This window comes from Burkholderia sp. 572 (genome assembly GCF_040545135.1).
In the GTDB taxonomy this organism is placed as follows: Bacteria; Pseudomonadota; Gammaproteobacteria; order Burkholderiales; family Burkholderiaceae; genus Burkholderia; species Burkholderia cepacia.
Genome location: NZ_JBEPLH010000016.1, coordinates 132131 through 148987, shown reverse-complemented (window position 1 = coordinate 148987; position 16857 = coordinate 132131). Strand labels below are relative to the sequence as shown.

The window sequence follows — 16857 nt, the reverse complement described above, 5'->3', positions numbered from 1 at the left end:
TGCCATGCGATTGCTCATTCTTACCGCGGCCGTGTCCGCCGCCCTCGCGCTGTCGGCATGCTCGATGGCCCCGGCGCTGGTCAGGCCCGCGATGCCGGTGCCGACCGCCTACACGACCGCTGCCGCGGCCGACCAGCACGCGAACGCGGCCGATCTCGGCTGGCGCACGATGTTCGGCGACCGCCGCCTGCAGCGCCTGATCGAGCTTGCGCTCGACAACAACCGCGACCTGCGCCTGGCCGCGCTGAACGTGCAGGCCGCCGAAGCGCAGTACGGCATCCAGCGTTCCGCGCGCCTGCCGTCGATCGGCGCCGGCGCGAGCTTCACGCGCCAGCGCACGCCGGCCGACTCGCAATCGAACCCGCCGATTTTCGAGACGACGCAGAACCAGTACGGCGTGAACGTCGGCGTCAGCGCGTTCGAGATCGACCTGTTCGGTCGCGTGAAGTCGCTGTCCGATGCGGCGTTCGCGCGTTACCTCGCGACCGACCACGGCCGCCGCGCGGTGCAGATCGCGCTCGTCGGCTCCGTGGCCAGCGCGTATTTCGCGGAGCGTCTCGCGCAGGAACAGCGCGCGTTGTCCGAGCGCACGCTGAACGACTGGCGCCAGTCGCTCGACCTCGCGCGCCGGCTCAAGCTCGCGGATCAGGCGAGCGGCGTCGACATCGCGCAGGCCGAAGGCCAGGTCGCGAGCGCCAGCGCCGATCTCGAAGCGCGCTCGCGCGCCGTCGAGCAGGCAGGCAACGCGCTGCGGCTGCTGGTCGGCACCGACCTGCCGAAGAACCTGCCCGACCCGCTATCGCTGGAACGCCAGCCGGTGATGACGCAACTGCCGGCCGGCCTGCCGTCGGAATTGCTGTACCGCCGGCCGGACATCCAGCAGGCCGAGCAGAACCTCGTCGCCGCCAACGCCGACATCGGCGCGGCGCGCGCGGCGTTCTTCCCGCGCCTGTCGCTGACGTCGTCGATCGGTTTCCTGAGCCCGGGGCTGGGCAGCCTGTTCGCCGGCGGCCAGAACGTGTGGAGCTTCGCACCGCAGGTCACGTTGCCGATCTTCCAGGGCGGCCGGCTGCGTTCCGAACTGAATCTCGCGGAAGTGCGCAAGTCCAGCGCGGTCGTCGAATACGAACGCGCGATCCAGACCGCGTTCCGCGAAGTGGCCGACGGCCTCGCCGGGCGCGAGACGTTCAGCCGCCAGATCGACGCGCAGGCCAGGGTCGTCAAGAGCGCCGAGCGCCGTACCGATCTCGTGAACCTGCGCTATCGCGCCGGCATCGAGGATCGGCTGGAACTGCTCGACTCGCAGCGCCAGCTGTATGCCGCGCGCCAGGCCCTGCTGGATCTGCGCAACGCCGAACTGGGCAACGCGGTCGCGCTCTACAAGGCGCTCGGTGGCGGCCTGGTCGACACCGATGTGCCTCCCGCCAACAACGTGGCGAACAACTGAGCAACGCGTCGTCGCCGATCCGTTCGCGACGACCGAACGCACGGTGAAGTCCGGCGGCGCACGTGCCGCGCCGCCGGCCCGCCTGCAGGTCACGTTCACTTTCAGTGATACCGATGAACCCTCTGATACTCATTGCCGAAGACGATCCGGAGATCGCCGACATACTCGATGCCTACCTGGCTCACGACGGCTTTCGCACCTATCGCGTCGGTCACGGCCAGGCCGTGCTCGACGTGCAGCGCGTGCTGAAACCCGACCTGATCCTGCTCGACGTCAGGATGCCGAACAAGGACGGCTGGGAAGTCCTGGTCGAACTGCGCCGCCGCGGCGACACGCCGATCGTCATCATCACGGCGCTCGACCGCGAAATCGATCGCTTGCAGGGCCTGCGCTTCGGCGCGGACGACTACATCACGAAGCCGTTCAACCCGGCCGAGGTGGTCGCGCGCATCCGGGCGATCCTGCGCCGTCTGGAAACCGCCGCCGCGGGACGCTTCATCAAGGTCGGCAACCTCGAAATCGATACGCAAAGCTATCTGACCACGGTCCGCACGGACAGCGGGGAAACCAGCATCGCGCTGACGCTGACCGAATTCCGGCTGCTTGCCCACCTGGCCGGCTCGCCGAACCGCGTGTTCACGCGCAGCGAACTGATCGACGCCTGCCTCGCCGACGTCGATGCGCTGGAACGCACCGTCGACAGCCATATCAGCCGGTTGCGCAAGAAGCTCGAATGCGCGGGTGCGTCCGGGATGCCGGAGGTGATGCGCGGCGTCGGCTATCGGCTGCGAAGCAGCCAGTGAGCACGCATCATCGATCGAGGCTGCGTGTCGCGCGAATCGTCGGGCTCCTGACGGTTGCTGTCGTGCTGACGGTCGCGACCGGATGGTTCGTCGTCTACGGCCTGATCCTCGTCGTTTCGTCTCCCGCGACCGACAACCCGATCGCGGTCGTGATCCGGGAGACGCCGAGCTATCCGGTGCTCGCCGCCGTGCTGCTGGCCGGGCTGGTCGCGACGGTCGTCGACCTCGTCAAGCTGGCGCGCAGGACGCGTTCGTAACCCGCCGCGCCGCATTCGCCGCCCTCGTGAAACGACCTCGCCTGAACCTCCGCTACGCGCAGCAGATCGGGTTGCGTCATGCACGTCTCGACGAGCATGCGGGGGCAACGGCTTCGCGTCGTTCGTCGCGCCCGCTTCGATGGCGGACATCGTGCCCGGCGCTGCTGCCCATTCGATTCGTCGAAAGGCCGGCGAATGATGGCGCTCCCGTCGAACCCCGGCTCGCCATTGCCGTAACGGATCGTGCGCGCGCGGAAAGCCGCCCCGGCAAGGCCGCGCGGCGGCCTGCGCGTTTCGATAGCGGCTCCATCGTTTCTCCATCGAACCGCACAACAACGTCCATCGACGCCACACACACTGCGAAGCAAGTCATCGAATCCGCATGCGCGAGCCACCCGAACACATGGACACGTTTCCGACCCTGATCGCCTGCGAGCATTGCGACAGCGTCTACCGACGCCGCGCGCTGGCGCCTCACGAGGTCGCGCGTTGCGAACGGTGTTCCGCGGTGCTGTTTCGATCGAGCTGGCTCGATATCGACCGGTGGCTCGCGCTGGCGGTCGCGGCCGGCGTGGTCTTCGCGATCGCCAACCTCTGCCCGATCATGCGGATCGGCGTGCAGGGGCTGCACAGCGAAGCCACGCTGTGGCAATCCGCGCTCGCGCTGGCCCACGGCTTCGCCGCGCCGATCGCGATTCCGACGGCCTTCGCCATCGTCGTGGTGCCGTTCCTGCAGATCGCGACGCTGATCTGGTTGCTGGCCTTTGCCCGTGTGGGGCGTCGCGCGCCCGCGTTCGGCCCGCTGATGCGGCTGCTCGTCGCGCTGCGGCCATGGAGCATGATCGAGGTCGGATTGCTCGGCATCCTCATCGCGATCATCAAGCTGTCCAGCCTCATGCAGATCATTCCCGGCGCCGGCCTGTGGGCCACGGCCGTGCTGATGGTGCTGATCCCGCTGATCGCGGGGCACGACGCACGCCAGCTATGGGACCGGGTCGTGCCGGTGGAACCCGCCGGAGGCCGCCCGTGAGCCTGCCCGTACGCGCCGGTCAGCTGGGCATGGTCGGGTGCCATGCGTGCGGCCTCGTCTGCCGCGCGCACGCATCCGCCACAACCGACACCCATCCGCACGCCGCCGAAACGGCACGCTGCCCGCGGTGCGGGTCCGCGCTGCACGCGCGTCGTCCGGACAGCATCGTGCGTGCGTGGGCGCTGCTGATCGCCAGCCTGATCTTCTACATCCCGGCCAACCTGTTGCCGGTGATGCGCACCACGCTGCTCGGCAGCCACAGCGAATCGACGATCCTCAGCGGCGTCGTGGTGTTCTGGAAAGCCGGCTCGTACGGCATCGCGTCGGTGATCTTCATCGCGAGTGTCGTCGTGCCGTGTACGAAGCTCCTCGCGATCGCCATGCTGCTCGTCACGACCGGCCGGCGCAGCGTGTCGGCCATGCGCGAGCGGGCCGTGCTGTACCGCGCGGTCGAGCTGGTCGGCTACTGGTCGATGCTGGACGTGCTGGTCGTCGCGATCATCTGTGCGCTGGTGAAGTTCGGTCCGCTGTCCGAGATCGAACCGCGCGCCGGCATTTTGTTTTTCGGCATGGTCGTCATCCTCACGATGCTGTCCGCGATGAGTTTTGACCCACGCCTCATTTGGGACGCCGAAGAAGCATGAATCCTGCATCCGGCCCGCAAGGCCTCGAACCCCACGACCCGCCCGTGTCACGCAACCGCATGCGGCTTTCGCTCGTCTGGCTCGCGCCGCTCGTCGCGGCGCTGATCGGCCTGTCGATGGTGATCCACGCGTGGTTGTCCGTCGGACCGGAAATCACGATCGCGTTCAACACCGCGCAAGGCCTCGAGGCCGGCAAGACGCCCGTCAAGTACAAGGACGTCGTGATCGGCACCGTGACCGCCATTTCGCTGAGCGACGACAGTTCACACGTGGTCGCGACGGTTTCGTTCGTGAAGAATGCGCGCAACCTCATTCGCGACGACACGCGCTTCTGGGTCGTGCGGCCCCGCGTCGGCATGAGCGGCGTATCGGGCATCGATACGCTGTTCTCCGGCGCGTACATCGGCATGGACACGGGCCGCTCCGACAAGGCGCGCAAAGCCTACACCGGGCTCGAAACGCCGCCGACCGTCATCAACGGCACGCCGGGGACGAGCTTCGCGTTGCGGGCCGCCGATCTCGGCTCGCTCGATATCGGCTCGCCGGTCTACTACCGCCATCTGATGGTGGGCCACGTCGCGTCGTACAAGCTCGACATGCACAGTCGCGACATGAACCTGCAGGTGTTCATCGACGCGCCGTACGACCGGCTGGTGACGACCGATACGCGCTTCTGGAACGCGAGCGGCATGGATCTTTCGCTCGACGCGAACGGCCTGAAGCTGAAAACCCAGTCGGTCGCGACGATCGTGGGCGGCGGCATCGCGTTCGCGACACCGGAAGACGGCGGCACGACGGCCGCCCCTGCCGGCAAGCTGTTTACGCTCGCCGTCGACGAAGCCGCCGCGATGGCCGCGCCGGACGGCCCGTCCCAGCTCATCCGGCTGCGTTTCGAACAGCCGCTGCGCGGACTCGCGGTCGGGGCGCCGGTGGAATTCTCCGGCATCGAAATGGGCACGGTCGTCTCGACCCGGCTCGACTTCGACCGTGCGTCCCGGCGCTTCCAGTCCATCGTCATGGTCAAGGTCTATCCGTACCGGCTCGGGCCCGTCGTCGAGAAACTGCAGAAGACCGACGGCAACGGCAATCCGCGCGCGGCCCAGTTTCTCGCGGGCCTGGTCGAGCACGGGCTCCGGGCGGAGACGCGTACCGGCAACCTGCTGACCGGGCAGCTCTACATCTCGTTCGATTTCGTGAAGAACGCGCCGAAGGTGCCGTTCGATGCCAATGCGACGCCGCTGACCATTCCCACCGTCACGAGCACGTTCGACAAGCTGCCGGAGCAGATCGCCGACATCGTCGAGAAGATCAACAAGATGCCGCTGGAATCGATCGGCAAGCACGTCGATTCGAGCCTGACGAACCTGGACGCGACGCTCAGGCAAATGAACGGCCAGCTGCTGCCGTCGACGACGCGCACGCTCGACCAGGCGAACCAGACGTTCGGCGCGTTGCGCCAGGGTATCGCCGAGGACGGTCCGCTTCAGGAAAACCTGGCGAACACGCTGACCGAAGTCCAGCGTACCGCGCGATCGCTGCGCACGCTGACGGACATGCTGGGCCGCCGTCCCGAATCGCTGCTCCGGGGAACCGGGGCCGATCATGCACCGCTCGCGCCGGCCGGCACTTCAACCCCGCCTGTCCAGCAGGAGCCACGACAACCATGAGCTTCCCGATTCGCGCCAGGACGATCGCCCTGGGCGCCGGTGCCGTCATCGCGCTGACCGCGTGCGCGTCGAACCCGGTGCATTACTACACGCTCGTCTCGCCGGCCACGTCCGCGACGGCGACGGCCGCGCGCGGCACCGCGCCGCTCGCGATCAACGTGTTGCCGGTCGGCATCCCCGCCCAGCTCGACCAGCAGCAGATGGTCGTTCGCAGCGGCGCGGGCACCGCGGTGATACTCGACAACGAACGCTGGATCGCCCCGCTCGGCGACGAGCTGCGCGCGGCGCTTTCGTCGGCGCTCGTCGAGCAGCTGGGCGCGCGCAACGTCACCGGCCTGCCGCGCCCGTCAAACCAGACCGTCATGAGCATCCGCACGCAGGTGCGCCGCTTCGATGCGTGGCCCGGGAGCCGGGCCCAGTTCGAAGCCGACTGGGTCGTCGGCGTGCAGCAGGACATGCCGGGCCCGCGCATTTCGTGCAGCACGCGGCTCGACGAGGCCGCCCCTGGAAGTCATGCCGACATGGTGCGCGTGCAGCAGCGCATGATCGGGCAGTTCGCCGCCCGGATTGCGAGCACCGTGCGCAGCTTCGGCAGCGGGCGCCCCGCCTGTCCCGCCGATTCGTAAATCATCCCGCCGATGGGAGCCATCCATGGGAGCGCGCGAAGAGAGCCGGTTATGGGAACCGGCTACGTTGGTCCTTGAACCTTTGAAGCGATGCGCTACGCGCGCCGCCGGTAAGTGCCCGGCGTGCTCCCCGTCCAGTGCCGGAACGCGCGATGGAACGCGCTCGGATCGTCGAAGCCGATGTCGGCGCCGATCGCCGCGATCGTGTCGGGCGTGTCGGTCAGCCGCTGGATCGCGATGTCGCGCCGCAGTTCGTCCTTGAGCACCTGGAACGTCGTCCCTTCGGCGGCGAGGTGGCGGCTCAACGTGCGCACCGAGCAATGCAGGTGCTCGGCCGCCTGGTCGATCACCGGCAGGTCGGGCAACGCGGCCGACAGGTACTGCCGCACGCGATGGCACACGAGCTGTTCGCTGAACGATTCGAAGATCCAGTCGCCGGGCGCGCGCGCGAGGAACTTGCGCAGGTTGCGCTTGCTCTGCCGGATCGGCGCATCGAGGTAGTCCGCGCTGAAGCGCATCAGCGTGCGCTCGCAGTCGAACGCCACGGAGCCGGTGAAGAAATACAGGTGGTCGACCGCATGGCGCGGCCGCGGGCACGCGAACTCGATCTGCAGCAGCGGGATCTTCTGTCCGATCAGCCAGGAGCACACGCCGTGCACGAGCTTGAGCATCAGCTCCTGGCCGAGCGCGCCGATCGGGCCGATCGCGTCGTTCGGGCGCAGCAGCACCTGCGCGACGAGGCCGTCGCGCTTCGATTCGACGAAGAAATCGTCGAGCAGGATATGGAAGAATTGCCCGAAACGATGCTGCGCCGTTTCGAGGTTGCGCGCGTCGAGCAGGCTCAGGCACAGGTACTTCAGCGTGCCGCCGCGCAGCGGGCGCGAGAAGATGCCGGGCATCTCGTCGTCGAGGTCGATCGCGAGCGTGCGGTACAGCGTCGAGAACTGCTCCTCCGTCACGCGCGCATGCGGTTCGCCGAGCAGCTCGATCGGGATGCCGGCTCCGCGCAGGTAGCGCTCGACCACGTCGCGCTGCACGCCCGCGCTCGCCAGGAAGCCGTTGACGAGCGAGATCGGCACCGTCGCACTCGGCGAAGGCAGCGCCCGCCCGGGCCCGGGCTGGGCGGAAAGTGCATCTGAACCGGTCATCGCGTCCCCGTCGGTCGAACCGCTCGCATTGTACTTGAGCGGCCCGGGCGGGGCCTTCCGGGCCCGGGGCGCGCCGGGCCTTGCGCGGCGCGCCGACGCCATCAGTCGGTACGGCTGAGTTCCCGGCGCAGGATCTTGCCGACGGTCGACTTCGGCAGGCGGTCGACGAAGCGGATCAGCTTCGGCACCTTGTAGGCCGCGAGGCTCGCGCGGCAATGCGCGACGAGTTGTTCCTCCGAGACGTACGCATCCTGCGCCAGCACGACGAACAGCTTGACGGCCTCGCCCGTGCGCGCGTCCGGCACGCCGATGCACGCGCATTCGGCAACGCCCGGCATGACGGTCGCGACGGCTTCCACCTCGTTCGGGTACACGTTGAAGCCCGACACGATGATCATGTCCTTCTTGCGGTCGACGATCCGCAGGAAACCGGCTTCGTCGAACACGCCGACGTCACCCGTGCGGAAATAGCCGTCGGTCGTGAACGCGGCCGCATTCGCTTCCGGTTTCTGCCAGTAGCCGCTCATCACCTGCGGCCCCTTCACGCAGATTTCGCCGGCTTCGCCGATCGCGACTTCGCGATCCTGGTCGTCGAGCAGCTTCACGTCGGTCGACGGCAGCGGCAGGCCCGTGGTGCCCGTGAACGTGTCGATCGACTGCGGGTTGAACGACACGACCGGCGACGTTTCCGACAGCCCGTAACCCTCGCGGATGAAGTTGCCCGTCACCGCCTTCCAGCGCGACGAGATCACGTCGATCACGGCCGCGCCGCCGCCGGCCGACAGCTTCAGCCGCGACCAGTCGACTTCCGTCAGGCGCGGATGGCCGGCGAGCCCCGCATACAGCGTGTTCACGCCGACGAACACCGTCGGCCGCGCGGCCTTCAGCACGTCGATGAAGCCGTCCATGTCGCGCGGGTTCGCGACCAGCCAGTTCTGCGCGCCGATCGCGAAGTAGGACAGGAAGTTCACCGTCAGCGCGAAGATGTGATACATCGGGATCGCCGTGACGACGACCTCCTCGCCCGGCTCGCGCGCGGCCGGCACGATCGCGCCGAACTGCGCGATGTTCGCGACGAGGTTGCGGTGCGACAACGCGGCCCCCTTCGACAGGCCAGTCGTGCCGCCCGTGTACTGCAGCAGCAGCAGGTCCGCGCCGCCGAGCGGCACCGGCTCGAACGCGAGCGATTCGCCGGCGGCGATGGCGTCGGCGAGCGGGATCGAACCGGGCGGCAGCGCGTCGCATGCACCGGCCGGCGCATCGACGACGCCGAGATCGCCGCGCCCGACGCTCAGCACGGTACGCACGCGCGTGCCGGCGACCACCTCGGCGAACGTGCCCATCGACCCGCCGCACACCAAGGCGACTTCGACGCCTGCGTCGTTGAGCTGATGCTCGAGCTCGCGCGCCGTGTAGAGCGGGTTCACGTTGACCTGGATCGCGCCGATCTTCGCGACCGCGACGAACGCGACCGGAAACGCGAGCACGTTGGGCAGCATCACGGCCACGCGATCGCCCTTGCGCACGCCCACGACCTGCTGCAGATAAGCGGCCAGCGCCGTCGACAGGCGGTCGACGTCGGCATAGGTGAGCGTGCGGCCGTACGAATGGAACGCCGGACGATCGGCGAAACGGTGCATCGCGTCGTCCAGCAGCGCGCTTACGGAAGGATGGCGATCAGGATCGATCTCGGCGGGGATCGAGCCATACGACCCGGTCCAGTGTCTCTTCGTCATGTCTCACTCCACGGGGGACGGCGCGCCGGCCGCGCGCCGTTCGCACGACGGCCTGCACGCCGGAGAAGCGCGGGCCGTCGCCTGACCGGCGACTATCGCCCGTGCGGGCCGCTTTGAAAATGATCCGGGCGGCCGAAAAGATGATCGAAACGGACACGCGGGCGGGCGCGCTTGTCCAGACAACTTCGCCGGCCGGCGCAGGAAACCGCTTATTCCCCGGCACGAATTGCAAAGCAGCAAGCGGCATGGCACGGCCGGGCGCCCTTCTTCATAATCGACGCCTGTCATTCCGCTGTCGAAACCATGCAGCCGCTTTCCCTGGCCCCCGCCGACACCTTCTCGTCCGTCCGCTTCCTGCTGACCGACATGGACGAGACCCTGACCCATCACGGCCGCCTGTCCGCCCGCACCTACACGGCGCTCGAACGCCTGCAGGCGGGCGGCATCCGCGTGATCCCGGTGACGGCCGCGCCGGCGGGCTGGTGCGACCAGATGGCGCGCATGTGGCCGGTCGACGGCGTGATTGCCGAGAACGGCGGCCTTTTCATCCGGCGCGGCCCGGACGGGCACGGCGTCGAACGCCGTTACTGGCATGCGGACGATGCGCTCGCCGGCGCGCGCGACGCACTCCGGCGCATCGCGCGGCAGGTCGAGGCGGCCGTCCCCGCCGCCCGCCCCGCGGACGACCAGGATTTCAGGCTGACGTCGCTCGCGTACGCCCGCACCGGCGGCGACCAGGACGACCGGATCCGCGACGCGCTGGTCGAGGCCGGCGCGGACGCGACCATCAACAACCTGTGGATCATCGGGTGGGTCGGCGGGTACGACAAGCTGTCGATGTCGCTGCGCGTGCTGTCGGACACGTTCGGCGTCGATGCGGGCGCCGGCGCGGCGCGCGATTGTGTCGCCTATTCCGGCGACTCCACCAACGATGCGCCGATGTTCGGCTACTTCACGCACACGGCCGGCATGAGCACCGTGGTCGAGTATCTGCAGCAGTTGCCCGCGTTGCCGCGCTGGATCACGCAGGGCCCGGGCGGCAGCGGGTTCGTGGAGTTCGCCGACGCGATCCTGCGCACGCGCGCGGACTAGGGCCTGTTCACGCTAATAACGGGCTTGCGAACGTGCCTTTCCGCTCGCAGTGCAAGGAGTAAGGAGCGCCGTTTGGCCGTGCCAAACAAGCGACGCACGACGCCGCAATGTGGGCGGAAAGGCACGTTCCCCTGTTTAGAAAAATTCGTTCGTGGGGCTGGCCCCCAGAAGGGCCGATCGCCGCGTCATGCTCCTCGCGAATACGTCGAGTATTCGCTTCGTCGCAATCCTTGCGCTCGGCCCTTCTGGGGGCCAGCGCAAGCCCGTTATTAGCGTGAACAGGCCCTAGCGGGGCTGAGCGCGCTCGCGCATCGACTGTCGCGTGATCCTGTCGCGTGATCGTCAGGGTGAACCCTGTGGCGCATGGGACCGATCCCGAGCAGAATTGCGTGCCGTAAACGATATCGATTCGGACGCAGGATGTTCCCATGCCGCGCAGTGTGCCCTTGAACCCGACGACCGCCCGCGCAGCCCGCCTGCCGGACCTCGAGCCGGCCCACGCGTTGCGCCAGCAGCGCTTCACGCCGGCCAAGCTGGCCGTGCTGCTCGACGTGGCCGCGCAAGCCGGCATCGACCCGGTCGCGGTGCTCGACGGTACCGGCCTCACGCCGGCCGCCGTCGCGGACCCGTTCACGCTCACGTCGCCGCTGCAGTTCCTCACGGCCGCGCGCAACGCCATCGGCCGCTACGACGGCTCCGATCTGGGCGTGCGCGTCGGCCACCGGCTGCACGTGTCGAGCTACGGGATGTACGGCTACGCGATGCTGTGCTCGGAATCGCTCGCGCACGCGTTCGAATCGGCCGTCAAATATCACCGGCTCGCGAACGGCATGCTCGCGATCCGCTGGGTCGAACAGGGTGATACCGCGTCGTGGCTGTTTCCCGACCGGCACGAAGTCGCGCTGCCCGATCTCGACGAGCCGCTGTACCGTTTCCTGATCGACATGCAGTTCGCGCTGCACGTGACGATCATCAAGGACGTGATGGGTGCGTGGTGCGTGCCGGCGCGCGCGCAGTTCGCGCAGCCGCAGCCGGCGCACGCGGCGCTGCTGGGCAATGCGCTCGAATGCCCGATCGCGTTCGACCAGCCGCATCACGTGCTCAGCTATCCGGCCGCGTGGCTCGCGCGCGCGCCGCAGCTCGCGAATCCGATTACTGCCGCGCAAGTGTCGTCGCACTGCGCGAGCCTGCTCGACGAATTGCGCAGCCAGGCCGGCGTCACGCGGCGCGTGTACCAGGAACTCACCCGCACGCCCGGACAATTCCCCGATATCGACGCGATCGCGGCGATCCTGTGCATCACGTCGCGCACGCTGCGCCGCAAGCTCGAAGCCGAAGGCACCTCGTACAGCGAACTGCTGGCGAGCGTGCGCAAGGCGCTCGCGATCGACTATCTCAGCACGACCACGCTCAGCACCGAGGACATCGCATCGACGCTCGGCTTCAGCGATGCGGTGGGTTTCCGCCATGCGTTCAAGCGCTGGACCGGCATGACGCCGAGCGACGTGCGGCGCAACAAGCGCGGCGGCTGAGCGCGAGCAGTGACCGCGCTCAGCGCCCGTCGCCGGTCGCGGGCGCGGCCACCGCCAGTGCGAACTCGAACACCGCCCCCCGCCCGGGCCGGTCGACCAGCCGGATACTGCTGCCGTTGAGCGCCAGCATCCGGTGCACGATCAGCAGCCCGAGCCCGCCGCTCGTCACCGCGCCGCCGCTCATCGGCCGCTGCGGCCGCTGGAACAACCCTTCGCGCCGCGCCGCCGGAATCCCTTCCCCGGTATCGGCCACGGTCACGAGCACGCGGTCGCCGCGCGGCTCCAGCGCGACCTCGACCTCGCCATGCGCAGGCGTATGCCGCAGCGCGTTGTCGAGCAGGTTGGTCAGCACGCGCTCGATCATCCCGAGATCGGCCGACACGACCGGTACCCGCGCCGGAATCCGCGCATGCAGCGCGACGCCGCGCGCCTGCGCGGTCAGCTCGAACTTCTGGAACACGTCCTGCACGAGATCGACGAGCGAGAACGGCTCGCGCTCGGCCTGCACGCCGCCCGATTCGAGGCGTGCCAGCTCGAACAGCGCCTGCGCGAGCCGCCCGACCTTCGCGCTCTGTGCGAGTGCGATCGACAGGTACCGACGCCGTTCGGTGTCGGCGAGCGTGTCGGCCTTCAGCGACAGCGTTTCCAGGTAGCCGTGCAGCGACGTGAGCGGCGTGCGCAGGTCGTGCGAGATGTTCGTGATCAGCTCGCGCCGCTGCTGGTCCTGGCGCGTCAGCGCGCGCCACTGCTCGCCGATCCGGTCGGCCATCTGCGCGAACGCGGACTCGAGCACGACGATGTCGTCGCCGCGCCGGCCCGGCCGCGAGCGCGGCACCGGCGGCTGCGTGTCGGGCGTGCCGTTCGCGTCGAAGCGGCGCATGGCGTCCGTCAGCCGGCGCAGCGGGCGCGTGATGAAGCTGAACGCGGTGAGGCCCGCGAGCAGGCCGAGCAGCGCGACGAGCGCCATTGACCACAGCGTCGTGCGCAGCACGTTGCCGGCGTCCACGCGCGCGGCCAGCCGGTCGTGCGCCTCGCCGAGCAGCACCACATAGATGTAGCCCGACGGCGGCTGCCCCGCGCGTTGCAGCGGCGCGGCGCTGAAGACCTTGCGTGCGTCGGGACTGCGCGGGTCGTCGCCGAGGATCGGCAGCGGCTCGCCCGCGATGAAGCGCTGCACGGGGGCGAGATCGACGCGGTCGCGCTTCACGTGGCCGGGCGGCGCATCGTCGCCCTTGATGCGCCCCGCGTTGTCGAGCAGATAGACCTCGACGCTCGGGTTCACGCCCATCAGCTGGCCGAACAGCGTGCGCACGGCGTCCGGGCGCAGCCCGTTCGCGTCCATCAGCGGCGCGCTGTGGGTCACGCTGTTGACGATATTGGCGGCCAGGTCACGCGACAGCCCCTGCACGACTTCCTGTTCGCGCATGTCGTTCGCGCGGATCTGCAGCCACGCCGATGCGCCCGAGCACGCGAGCAGCAGCACCGAGAACACGAGCGACAGCCGCTGGGTGAGGGTGAGCTTCATCATCCGTCCCGCTGGCCCGGCGCGGCGAGCTTGTAGCCGCGGCCCCACACGGTGAGGATCCGCACGGGCTCCGCCGGATCGGCCTCGATCTTCGCGCGCAGCCGGTTGATGTGGGTGTTGACCGTGTGTTCGTAGCCTTCGTGCTGGTAACCCCACACGGCATTGAGCAGGTCCATCCGCGAGAACACCTTGCCCGGGTGCCGCGCGAAGAAATACAGCAGGTCGAATTCGCGCGGCGTGAGGTCGATGCGCGCGCCGTCCACGCTCGCTTCGCGCGCGATCGGGTCGATCGCCAGCCCCGCGACGTCGAGCGTACCCGCATCGATCCGCGAATCGCGCGCGAGCGCATCGACGCGGCGCAGCAGCGCCTTCACACGCGCGACGAGTTCGAGCACCGAGAACGGCTTGGCCAGATAGTCGTCGGCGCCGAGCTCGAGGCCGAGGATCCGGTGCACCTCGCTCGAGCGCGCGCTCGTGATGATGATCGGCGTATAGCGCGTCATCGCCCGCGCGCGCCGGCAGATCTCCAGGCCGTCGACGCCCGGCAGCATCAGGTCGAGGATCAGCGCATCCCAGCCGCCCTGCTCGAGCAGGCGCAGCCCTTCGGCGCCGTCCGCGCTGTGCACGACCTCGTAGCGCTCGTCGCGCAGGTGCAGGCTGAGCACGTCGGCGATGTCGGCGTCGTCTTCGACGATCAGGATGCGTTTCGGTTGGTCCATGGCGGCGGATGGCGGCACGTCGGTGCCGAGGTCGGGTATCGGTTCGGGCCGGCCCCGGGCCCGGGCCGGCTGGCCGGGTTCCCGGGGAGCGAATCGCGGCAATGCGCCGCGCTGCCGCCATTGTGCAAAATTTTGCGGGAGGGAGGGATCACATTTCGTTTATCTTTGCATCGTGTCCGCCCCTTGAGCCAATGCCGGTATGGCTCTCCAATCCGGCCCCATGAAACGGAACCTGCGCCGTTCCGTCCGGACGCAAGCTGGACACTCGGGCTCGGATCTGTCGAGCGATGGCGGCGCGCCCCGGATTGCCGATCCGAATCCGCGCTGCACGCCGTGTGAATGGCGCCTCCGGCATTCAGTGCCGCCGACCGGCACGCGCGGCGCACGGAACGCGCAGCGGGGGGCCGACAGCAAACGCCTAACCCGGACGGCTACGCGTTTGACGCGTACTCCCGGTTGCGACCGTCGACTCATTCAGCAATACCTTCGCCGCCTCCCACGCCCGTGCGGCGGCACGTGGATCTCCGATCGCACGCGCATCCGCTGTCGCCCCGCTCAGCAACATCACATACACGCCCGCCAGCTGATGTGCCCGGCGACGCGGAATGATCTCGGACAGCAATCGCTCCATGATGGCCAACAGGTCGTCCCGGTAGCGCACCGCGACGTCGGTCACCTTGGGACAGGTCGCGCCGAACTCGGCCAGCGCACGCTCGAACAGGCAGCCCGCAAATTCGGGGCTGCGAAACCAGACACCGTACCAGTCGAAGATCCCCTTCAGGCGCGCAGTGGCATCCGCCATGGGTTCGAGCTTGGCGGCAATGCTGTCCATGATGAAGGTGTAGCGCTGCTCCAGCACCGCCTTGATCAGATCGTCCTTGCTCGCGAAGTGATGGTAGAGCGTCATGCGAGCCACGTCCGCCTCGGCGATGATCCAGTCGATACCGACCGGATGAAAGCCATGGCGGGAAAACAACTCACCGGCCTTGTCCACCACCTGCTGGCGTTTGCTCGCGCGCATGCATGCTTCTCCTGACTACGGGGCGGCATCTTAGCACCACCGTCAGCACCGATTCTTCAGGTTGCAGGGCAAGCGTTGCAGGCTGCCGGTACGACCACGCCTTGCAGGGCGTCAAACACGTGGCCGCCATGCCCCTGCTCGCGGCAGTCTCAGCAAGGCACCCGGCCGCCGTTCATCATGCACCATCGCTGCGTCTCCTGTTGCGGGGCCGCATACGGTAGTCCGGTTCTCGGATCGATGTGATCGTACTGGCCCATCGGGTGTCGAGCCCGCCACGCGGCCTGCTCGGCATACTGCTGTTCGATCGCGGCATGCTCGCGTGCCAGATCCGCCTTCTGCGCATCGTCCAGTTTCTTCGTCATGGCCACGAGCCGTGCGAACTTCGGATCGCGAACATCCTGCAGGGGCGGAAACGGTGGCGTAGGCGGCATGATGAGCACCGGGCCGGTGTATTTCGGTATCGGGAACCGGGACGGCCGGCCGAAGTTCGCCGCCATATCCATCTCCCACATCGCAGCGCCCATTCCAAGCACATGCTCGTAGTCGCGATTGACGACCGCCAGCGTGACCGGCCCCGACGGCGCCGGCAATGGCTGCAGGACAGGCGGAAGCGTCTGTCGAGCCTCGGGATAGATGGTACGGACATACGTGATTGCAGCGACGGAGTACTGCTGGAGGACCGCCTCGTACGCGTCCAGTATCTGCGCTCGACCATAGCCGCCAGGATTCTCGAACATCGGCTTGTAAGCCAACACCTTCTGGCTATACAACGCATTCGCATTCCGCTGCTCTGCGGCAAGCTGTTGCTGAGGATCCGTCGGCGCAGACGCCGACAGGGGCGCACACCCCGAAAACACGCTGGCGGCCAGCAATAACCCGACTGTCGCGCCAAGAGCCGTCCGGCGTCGACGCGGGATGCGGGCGAGCGCCTGGTTGACCAGGGCGAACAAAACGGGAGTTTTCCTGAATGCGCTTGTCTGCATGGCACGGCGTCCGAAAGGCTTGGTCATCTTTGGCCCGGTGCCGATCGCAACTGCGAACGCGATGCGTCGCAGTACAGATTGAATCGGCACCAAGCCCTCATTGGGGGTGAACATCAATCCAGCGCACATCGCACGACGATGCCCCGATCGACGAGCGACTTCAGCAACCCCGTGTATGTCGGACATGCCCGGGAAGCATTGAGTGCGAGCACGTCGTCGATTTCCGCGCTGTCATTGCGCACGCATGCGTACTGTCGCGCAGTGGACGGTTGCAGCGAAGCAAACGCGCCGCACACATGCACGAATGCAACAATCTCCTCGAACATTCTCGTATTGATCTCGATGGCGACCATCATGTCGGAGCCATATCCGCATTCCGAATCCACTTTCGCCGCATAGGCCCGCAGGTCGTACGCGGGCAACCAGGGCGGATGCAATCCGTCGAGGCTCCGGGCGATTTCATCGATACCGGCTTTCAGCGTCATGGTGAAATCCTGCCTGTACCGGATTCGGCGTCGCCTCCTGCCGGGCAACAGGTGCCTGTCTTTACGGATCGGGAAGCAAGATATGACGAATGTATACTAGTCGATCTACTTTGACTAGAATCCCGAATGTCGAAGCGGAAAC

General features: G+C 67.8%; 16 protein-coding genes. 9 read left to right on the top strand and 7 right to left on the bottom strand.

Annotated features, from left to right (window positions below; genetic code table 11):
• Positions 1 to 4 precede the first annotated feature (4 nt).
• The 7 genes from ABIC51_RS28115 to ABIC51_RS28085 all read left to right on the top strand — a co-directional run bounded on the left by ABIC51_RS28115 (position 5) and on the right by ABIC51_RS28085 (position 6474).
• A complete protein-coding gene (locus tag ABIC51_RS28115; RefSeq protein ID WP_226129456.1) occupies positions 5 to 1447 on the top strand; it encodes an efflux transporter outer membrane subunit in 1443 nt (480 codons plus the stop codon).
• A gap of 113 nt (positions 1448 to 1560) precedes the next feature.
• The gene (locus ABIC51_RS28110; RefSeq protein WP_027792342.1) at positions 1561 to 2250 is read left to right on the top strand and encodes a response regulator; all 690 of its coding nucleotides are present in this window, start codon (positions 1561 to 1563) and stop codon (positions 2248 to 2250) included.
• The gene (locus tag ABIC51_RS28105) at positions 2247 to 2507 is read left to right on the top strand and encodes a hypothetical protein (RefSeq protein ID WP_226129458.1); all 261 of its coding nucleotides are present in this window, start codon (positions 2247 to 2249) and stop codon (positions 2505 to 2507) included. The genes ABIC51_RS28110 and ABIC51_RS28105 overlap by 4 nt, the downstream gene beginning before the upstream one ends.
• Before the next feature lie 382 nt (positions 2508 to 2889).
• Positions 2890 to 3537: a paraquat-inducible protein A gene (locus ABIC51_RS28100; RefSeq protein ID WP_146254515.1), complete on the top strand. Its 648-nt coding sequence runs from the start codon at positions 2890 to 2892 to the stop codon at positions 3535 to 3537.
• On the top strand, positions 3534 to 4181 hold the full coding sequence (locus ABIC51_RS28095) for a paraquat-inducible protein A (protein ID WP_027792339.1): 648 nt from the start codon (positions 3534 to 3536) through the stop codon (positions 4179 to 4181). The genes ABIC51_RS28100 and ABIC51_RS28095 overlap by 4 nt, the downstream gene beginning before the upstream one ends.
• The gene (locus tag ABIC51_RS28090) at positions 4178 to 5848 is read left to right on the top strand and encodes a PqiB family protein (protein WP_226129460.1); all 1671 of its coding nucleotides are present in this window, start codon (positions 4178 to 4180) and stop codon (positions 5846 to 5848) included. Before ABIC51_RS28095 ends, ABIC51_RS28090 begins: the two co-directional genes overlap by 4 nt.
• Positions 5845 to 6474: a PqiC family protein gene (locus ABIC51_RS28085; RefSeq protein ID WP_060286206.1), complete on the top strand. Its 630-nt coding sequence runs from the start codon at positions 5845 to 5847 to the stop codon at positions 6472 to 6474. The genes ABIC51_RS28090 and ABIC51_RS28085 overlap by 4 nt, the downstream gene beginning before the upstream one ends.
• Positions 6475 to 6569: 95 nt before the next feature.
• On the opposite strand, the gene ABIC51_RS28080 is transcribed toward ABIC51_RS28085, so the two are convergent.
• Positions 6570 to 7724, bottom strand: coding sequence for an AraC family transcriptional regulator (locus ABIC51_RS28080; protein WP_027792336.1), 1155 nt, complete (start codon positions 7722 to 7724; stop codon positions 6570 to 6572).
• The gene (locus ABIC51_RS28075; protein ID WP_354006721.1) at positions 7724 to 9358 is read right to left on the bottom strand and encodes an AMP-binding protein; all 1635 of its coding nucleotides are present in this window, start codon (positions 9356 to 9358) and stop codon (positions 7724 to 7726) included. The genes ABIC51_RS28080 and ABIC51_RS28075 overlap by 1 nt, the downstream gene beginning before the upstream one ends.
• Before the next feature lie 303 nt (positions 9359 to 9661).
• Here ABIC51_RS28075 and ABIC51_RS28070 point away from each other — a divergent pair, with 303 nt between their 5' ends.
• Together ABIC51_RS28070 and ABIC51_RS28065 are read left to right on the top strand one after the other, a co-directional pair.
• On the top strand, positions 9662 to 10450 hold the full coding sequence (locus ABIC51_RS28070) for an HAD-IIB family hydrolase (RefSeq protein ID WP_226129463.1): 789 nt from the start codon (positions 9662 to 9664) through the stop codon (positions 10448 to 10450).
• 428 nt (positions 10451 to 10878) lie between these two features.
• Complete coding sequence (locus tag ABIC51_RS28065; protein ID WP_027792333.1) at positions 10879 to 11982, top strand: AraC family transcriptional regulator; 1104 nt, start codon at positions 10879 to 10881, stop codon at positions 11980 to 11982.
• 19 nt (positions 11983 to 12001) lie between these two features.
• On the opposite strand, the gene ABIC51_RS28060 is transcribed toward ABIC51_RS28065, so the two are convergent.
• From ABIC51_RS28060 to ABIC51_RS28040, 5 genes are all read right to left on the bottom strand, one after another.
• Positions 12002 to 13507, bottom strand: a complete 1506-nt coding sequence (locus ABIC51_RS28060; protein ID WP_226129465.1) for a sensor histidine kinase — start codon at positions 13505 to 13507, stop codon at positions 12002 to 12004.
• Entirely contained in the window at positions 13507 to 14226 is a 720-nt protein-coding gene (locus ABIC51_RS28055; RefSeq protein WP_021162521.1) for a response regulator transcription factor, read from the bottom strand. The genes ABIC51_RS28060 and ABIC51_RS28055 overlap by 1 nt, the downstream gene beginning before the upstream one ends.
• A gap of 418 nt (positions 14227 to 14644) precedes the next feature.
• Positions 14645 to 15247, bottom strand: coding sequence for a TetR/AcrR family transcriptional regulator (locus ABIC51_RS28050; protein ID WP_226129467.1), 603 nt, complete (start codon positions 15245 to 15247; stop codon positions 14645 to 14647).
• 149 nt (positions 15248 to 15396) lie between these two features.
• Positions 15397 to 16344 (bottom strand): hypothetical protein, encoded by a 948-nt coding sequence (locus ABIC51_RS28045; protein WP_226129469.1) that lies wholly within the window; start codon positions 16342 to 16344, stop codon positions 15397 to 15399.
• The gene (locus ABIC51_RS28040; protein ID WP_124533491.1) at positions 16344 to 16715 is read right to left on the bottom strand and encodes a hypothetical protein; all 372 of its coding nucleotides are present in this window, start codon (positions 16713 to 16715) and stop codon (positions 16344 to 16346) included. Before ABIC51_RS28040 ends, ABIC51_RS28045 begins: the two co-directional genes overlap by 1 nt.
• Between the last annotated feature and the right edge of the window lie 142 nt (positions 16716 to 16857).

Bases quoted from the DNA above. Each gene is read 5' to 3' on its own strand.
- ABIC51_RS28100 (WP_146254515.1), top strand. From the start codon at position 2,890: ATGCGCGAGCCACCCGAACACATGGACACGTTTCCGACCCTGATCGCC.
- ABIC51_RS28065 (WP_027792333.1), top strand. From the start codon at position 10,879: ATGCCGCGCAGTGTGCCCTTGAACCCGACGACCGCCCGCGCAGCCCGC.
- ABIC51_RS28110 (WP_027792342.1), top strand. From the start codon at position 1,561: ATGAACCCTCTGATACTCATTGCCGAAGACGATCCGGAGATCGCCGAC.
- ABIC51_RS28055 (WP_021162521.1), bottom strand. From the start codon at position 14,226: ATGGACCAACCGAAACGCATCCTGATCGTCGAAGACGACGCCGACATC.
- ABIC51_RS28085 (WP_060286206.1), top strand. From the start codon at position 5,845: ATGAGCTTCCCGATTCGCGCCAGGACGATCGCCCTGGGCGCCGGTGCC.
- ABIC51_RS28115 (WP_226129456.1), top strand. From the start codon at position 5: ATGCGATTGCTCATTCTTACCGCGGCCGTGTCCGCCGCCCTCGCGCTG.
- ABIC51_RS28050 (WP_226129467.1), bottom strand. From the start codon at position 15,247: ATGCGCGCGAGCAAACGCCAGCAGGTGGTGGACAAGGCCGGTGAGTTG.
- ABIC51_RS28075 (WP_354006721.1), bottom strand. From the start codon at position 9,358: ATGACGAAGAGACACTGGACCGGGTCGTATGGCTCGATCCCCGCCGAG.
- ABIC51_RS28070 (WP_226129463.1), top strand. From the start codon at position 9,662: ATGCAGCCGCTTTCCCTGGCCCCCGCCGACACCTTCTCGTCCGTCCGC.
- ABIC51_RS28040 (WP_124533491.1), bottom strand. From the start codon at position 16,715: ATGACGCTGAAAGCCGGTATCGATGAAATCGCCCGGAGCCTCGACGGA.
- ABIC51_RS28090 (WP_226129460.1), top strand. From the start codon at position 4,178: ATGAATCCTGCATCCGGCCCGCAAGGCCTCGAACCCCACGACCCGCCC.
- ABIC51_RS28045 (WP_226129469.1), bottom strand. From the start codon at position 16,344: ATGTTCACCCCCAATGAGGGCTTGGTGCCGATTCAATCTGTACTGCGA.
- ABIC51_RS28060 (WP_226129465.1), bottom strand. From the start codon at position 13,507: ATGAAGCTCACCCTCACCCAGCGGCTGTCGCTCGTGTTCTCGGTGCTG.
- ABIC51_RS28080 (WP_027792336.1), bottom strand. From the start codon at position 7,724: ATGGCGTCGGCGCGCCGCGCAAGGCCCGGCGCGCCCCGGGCCCGGAAG.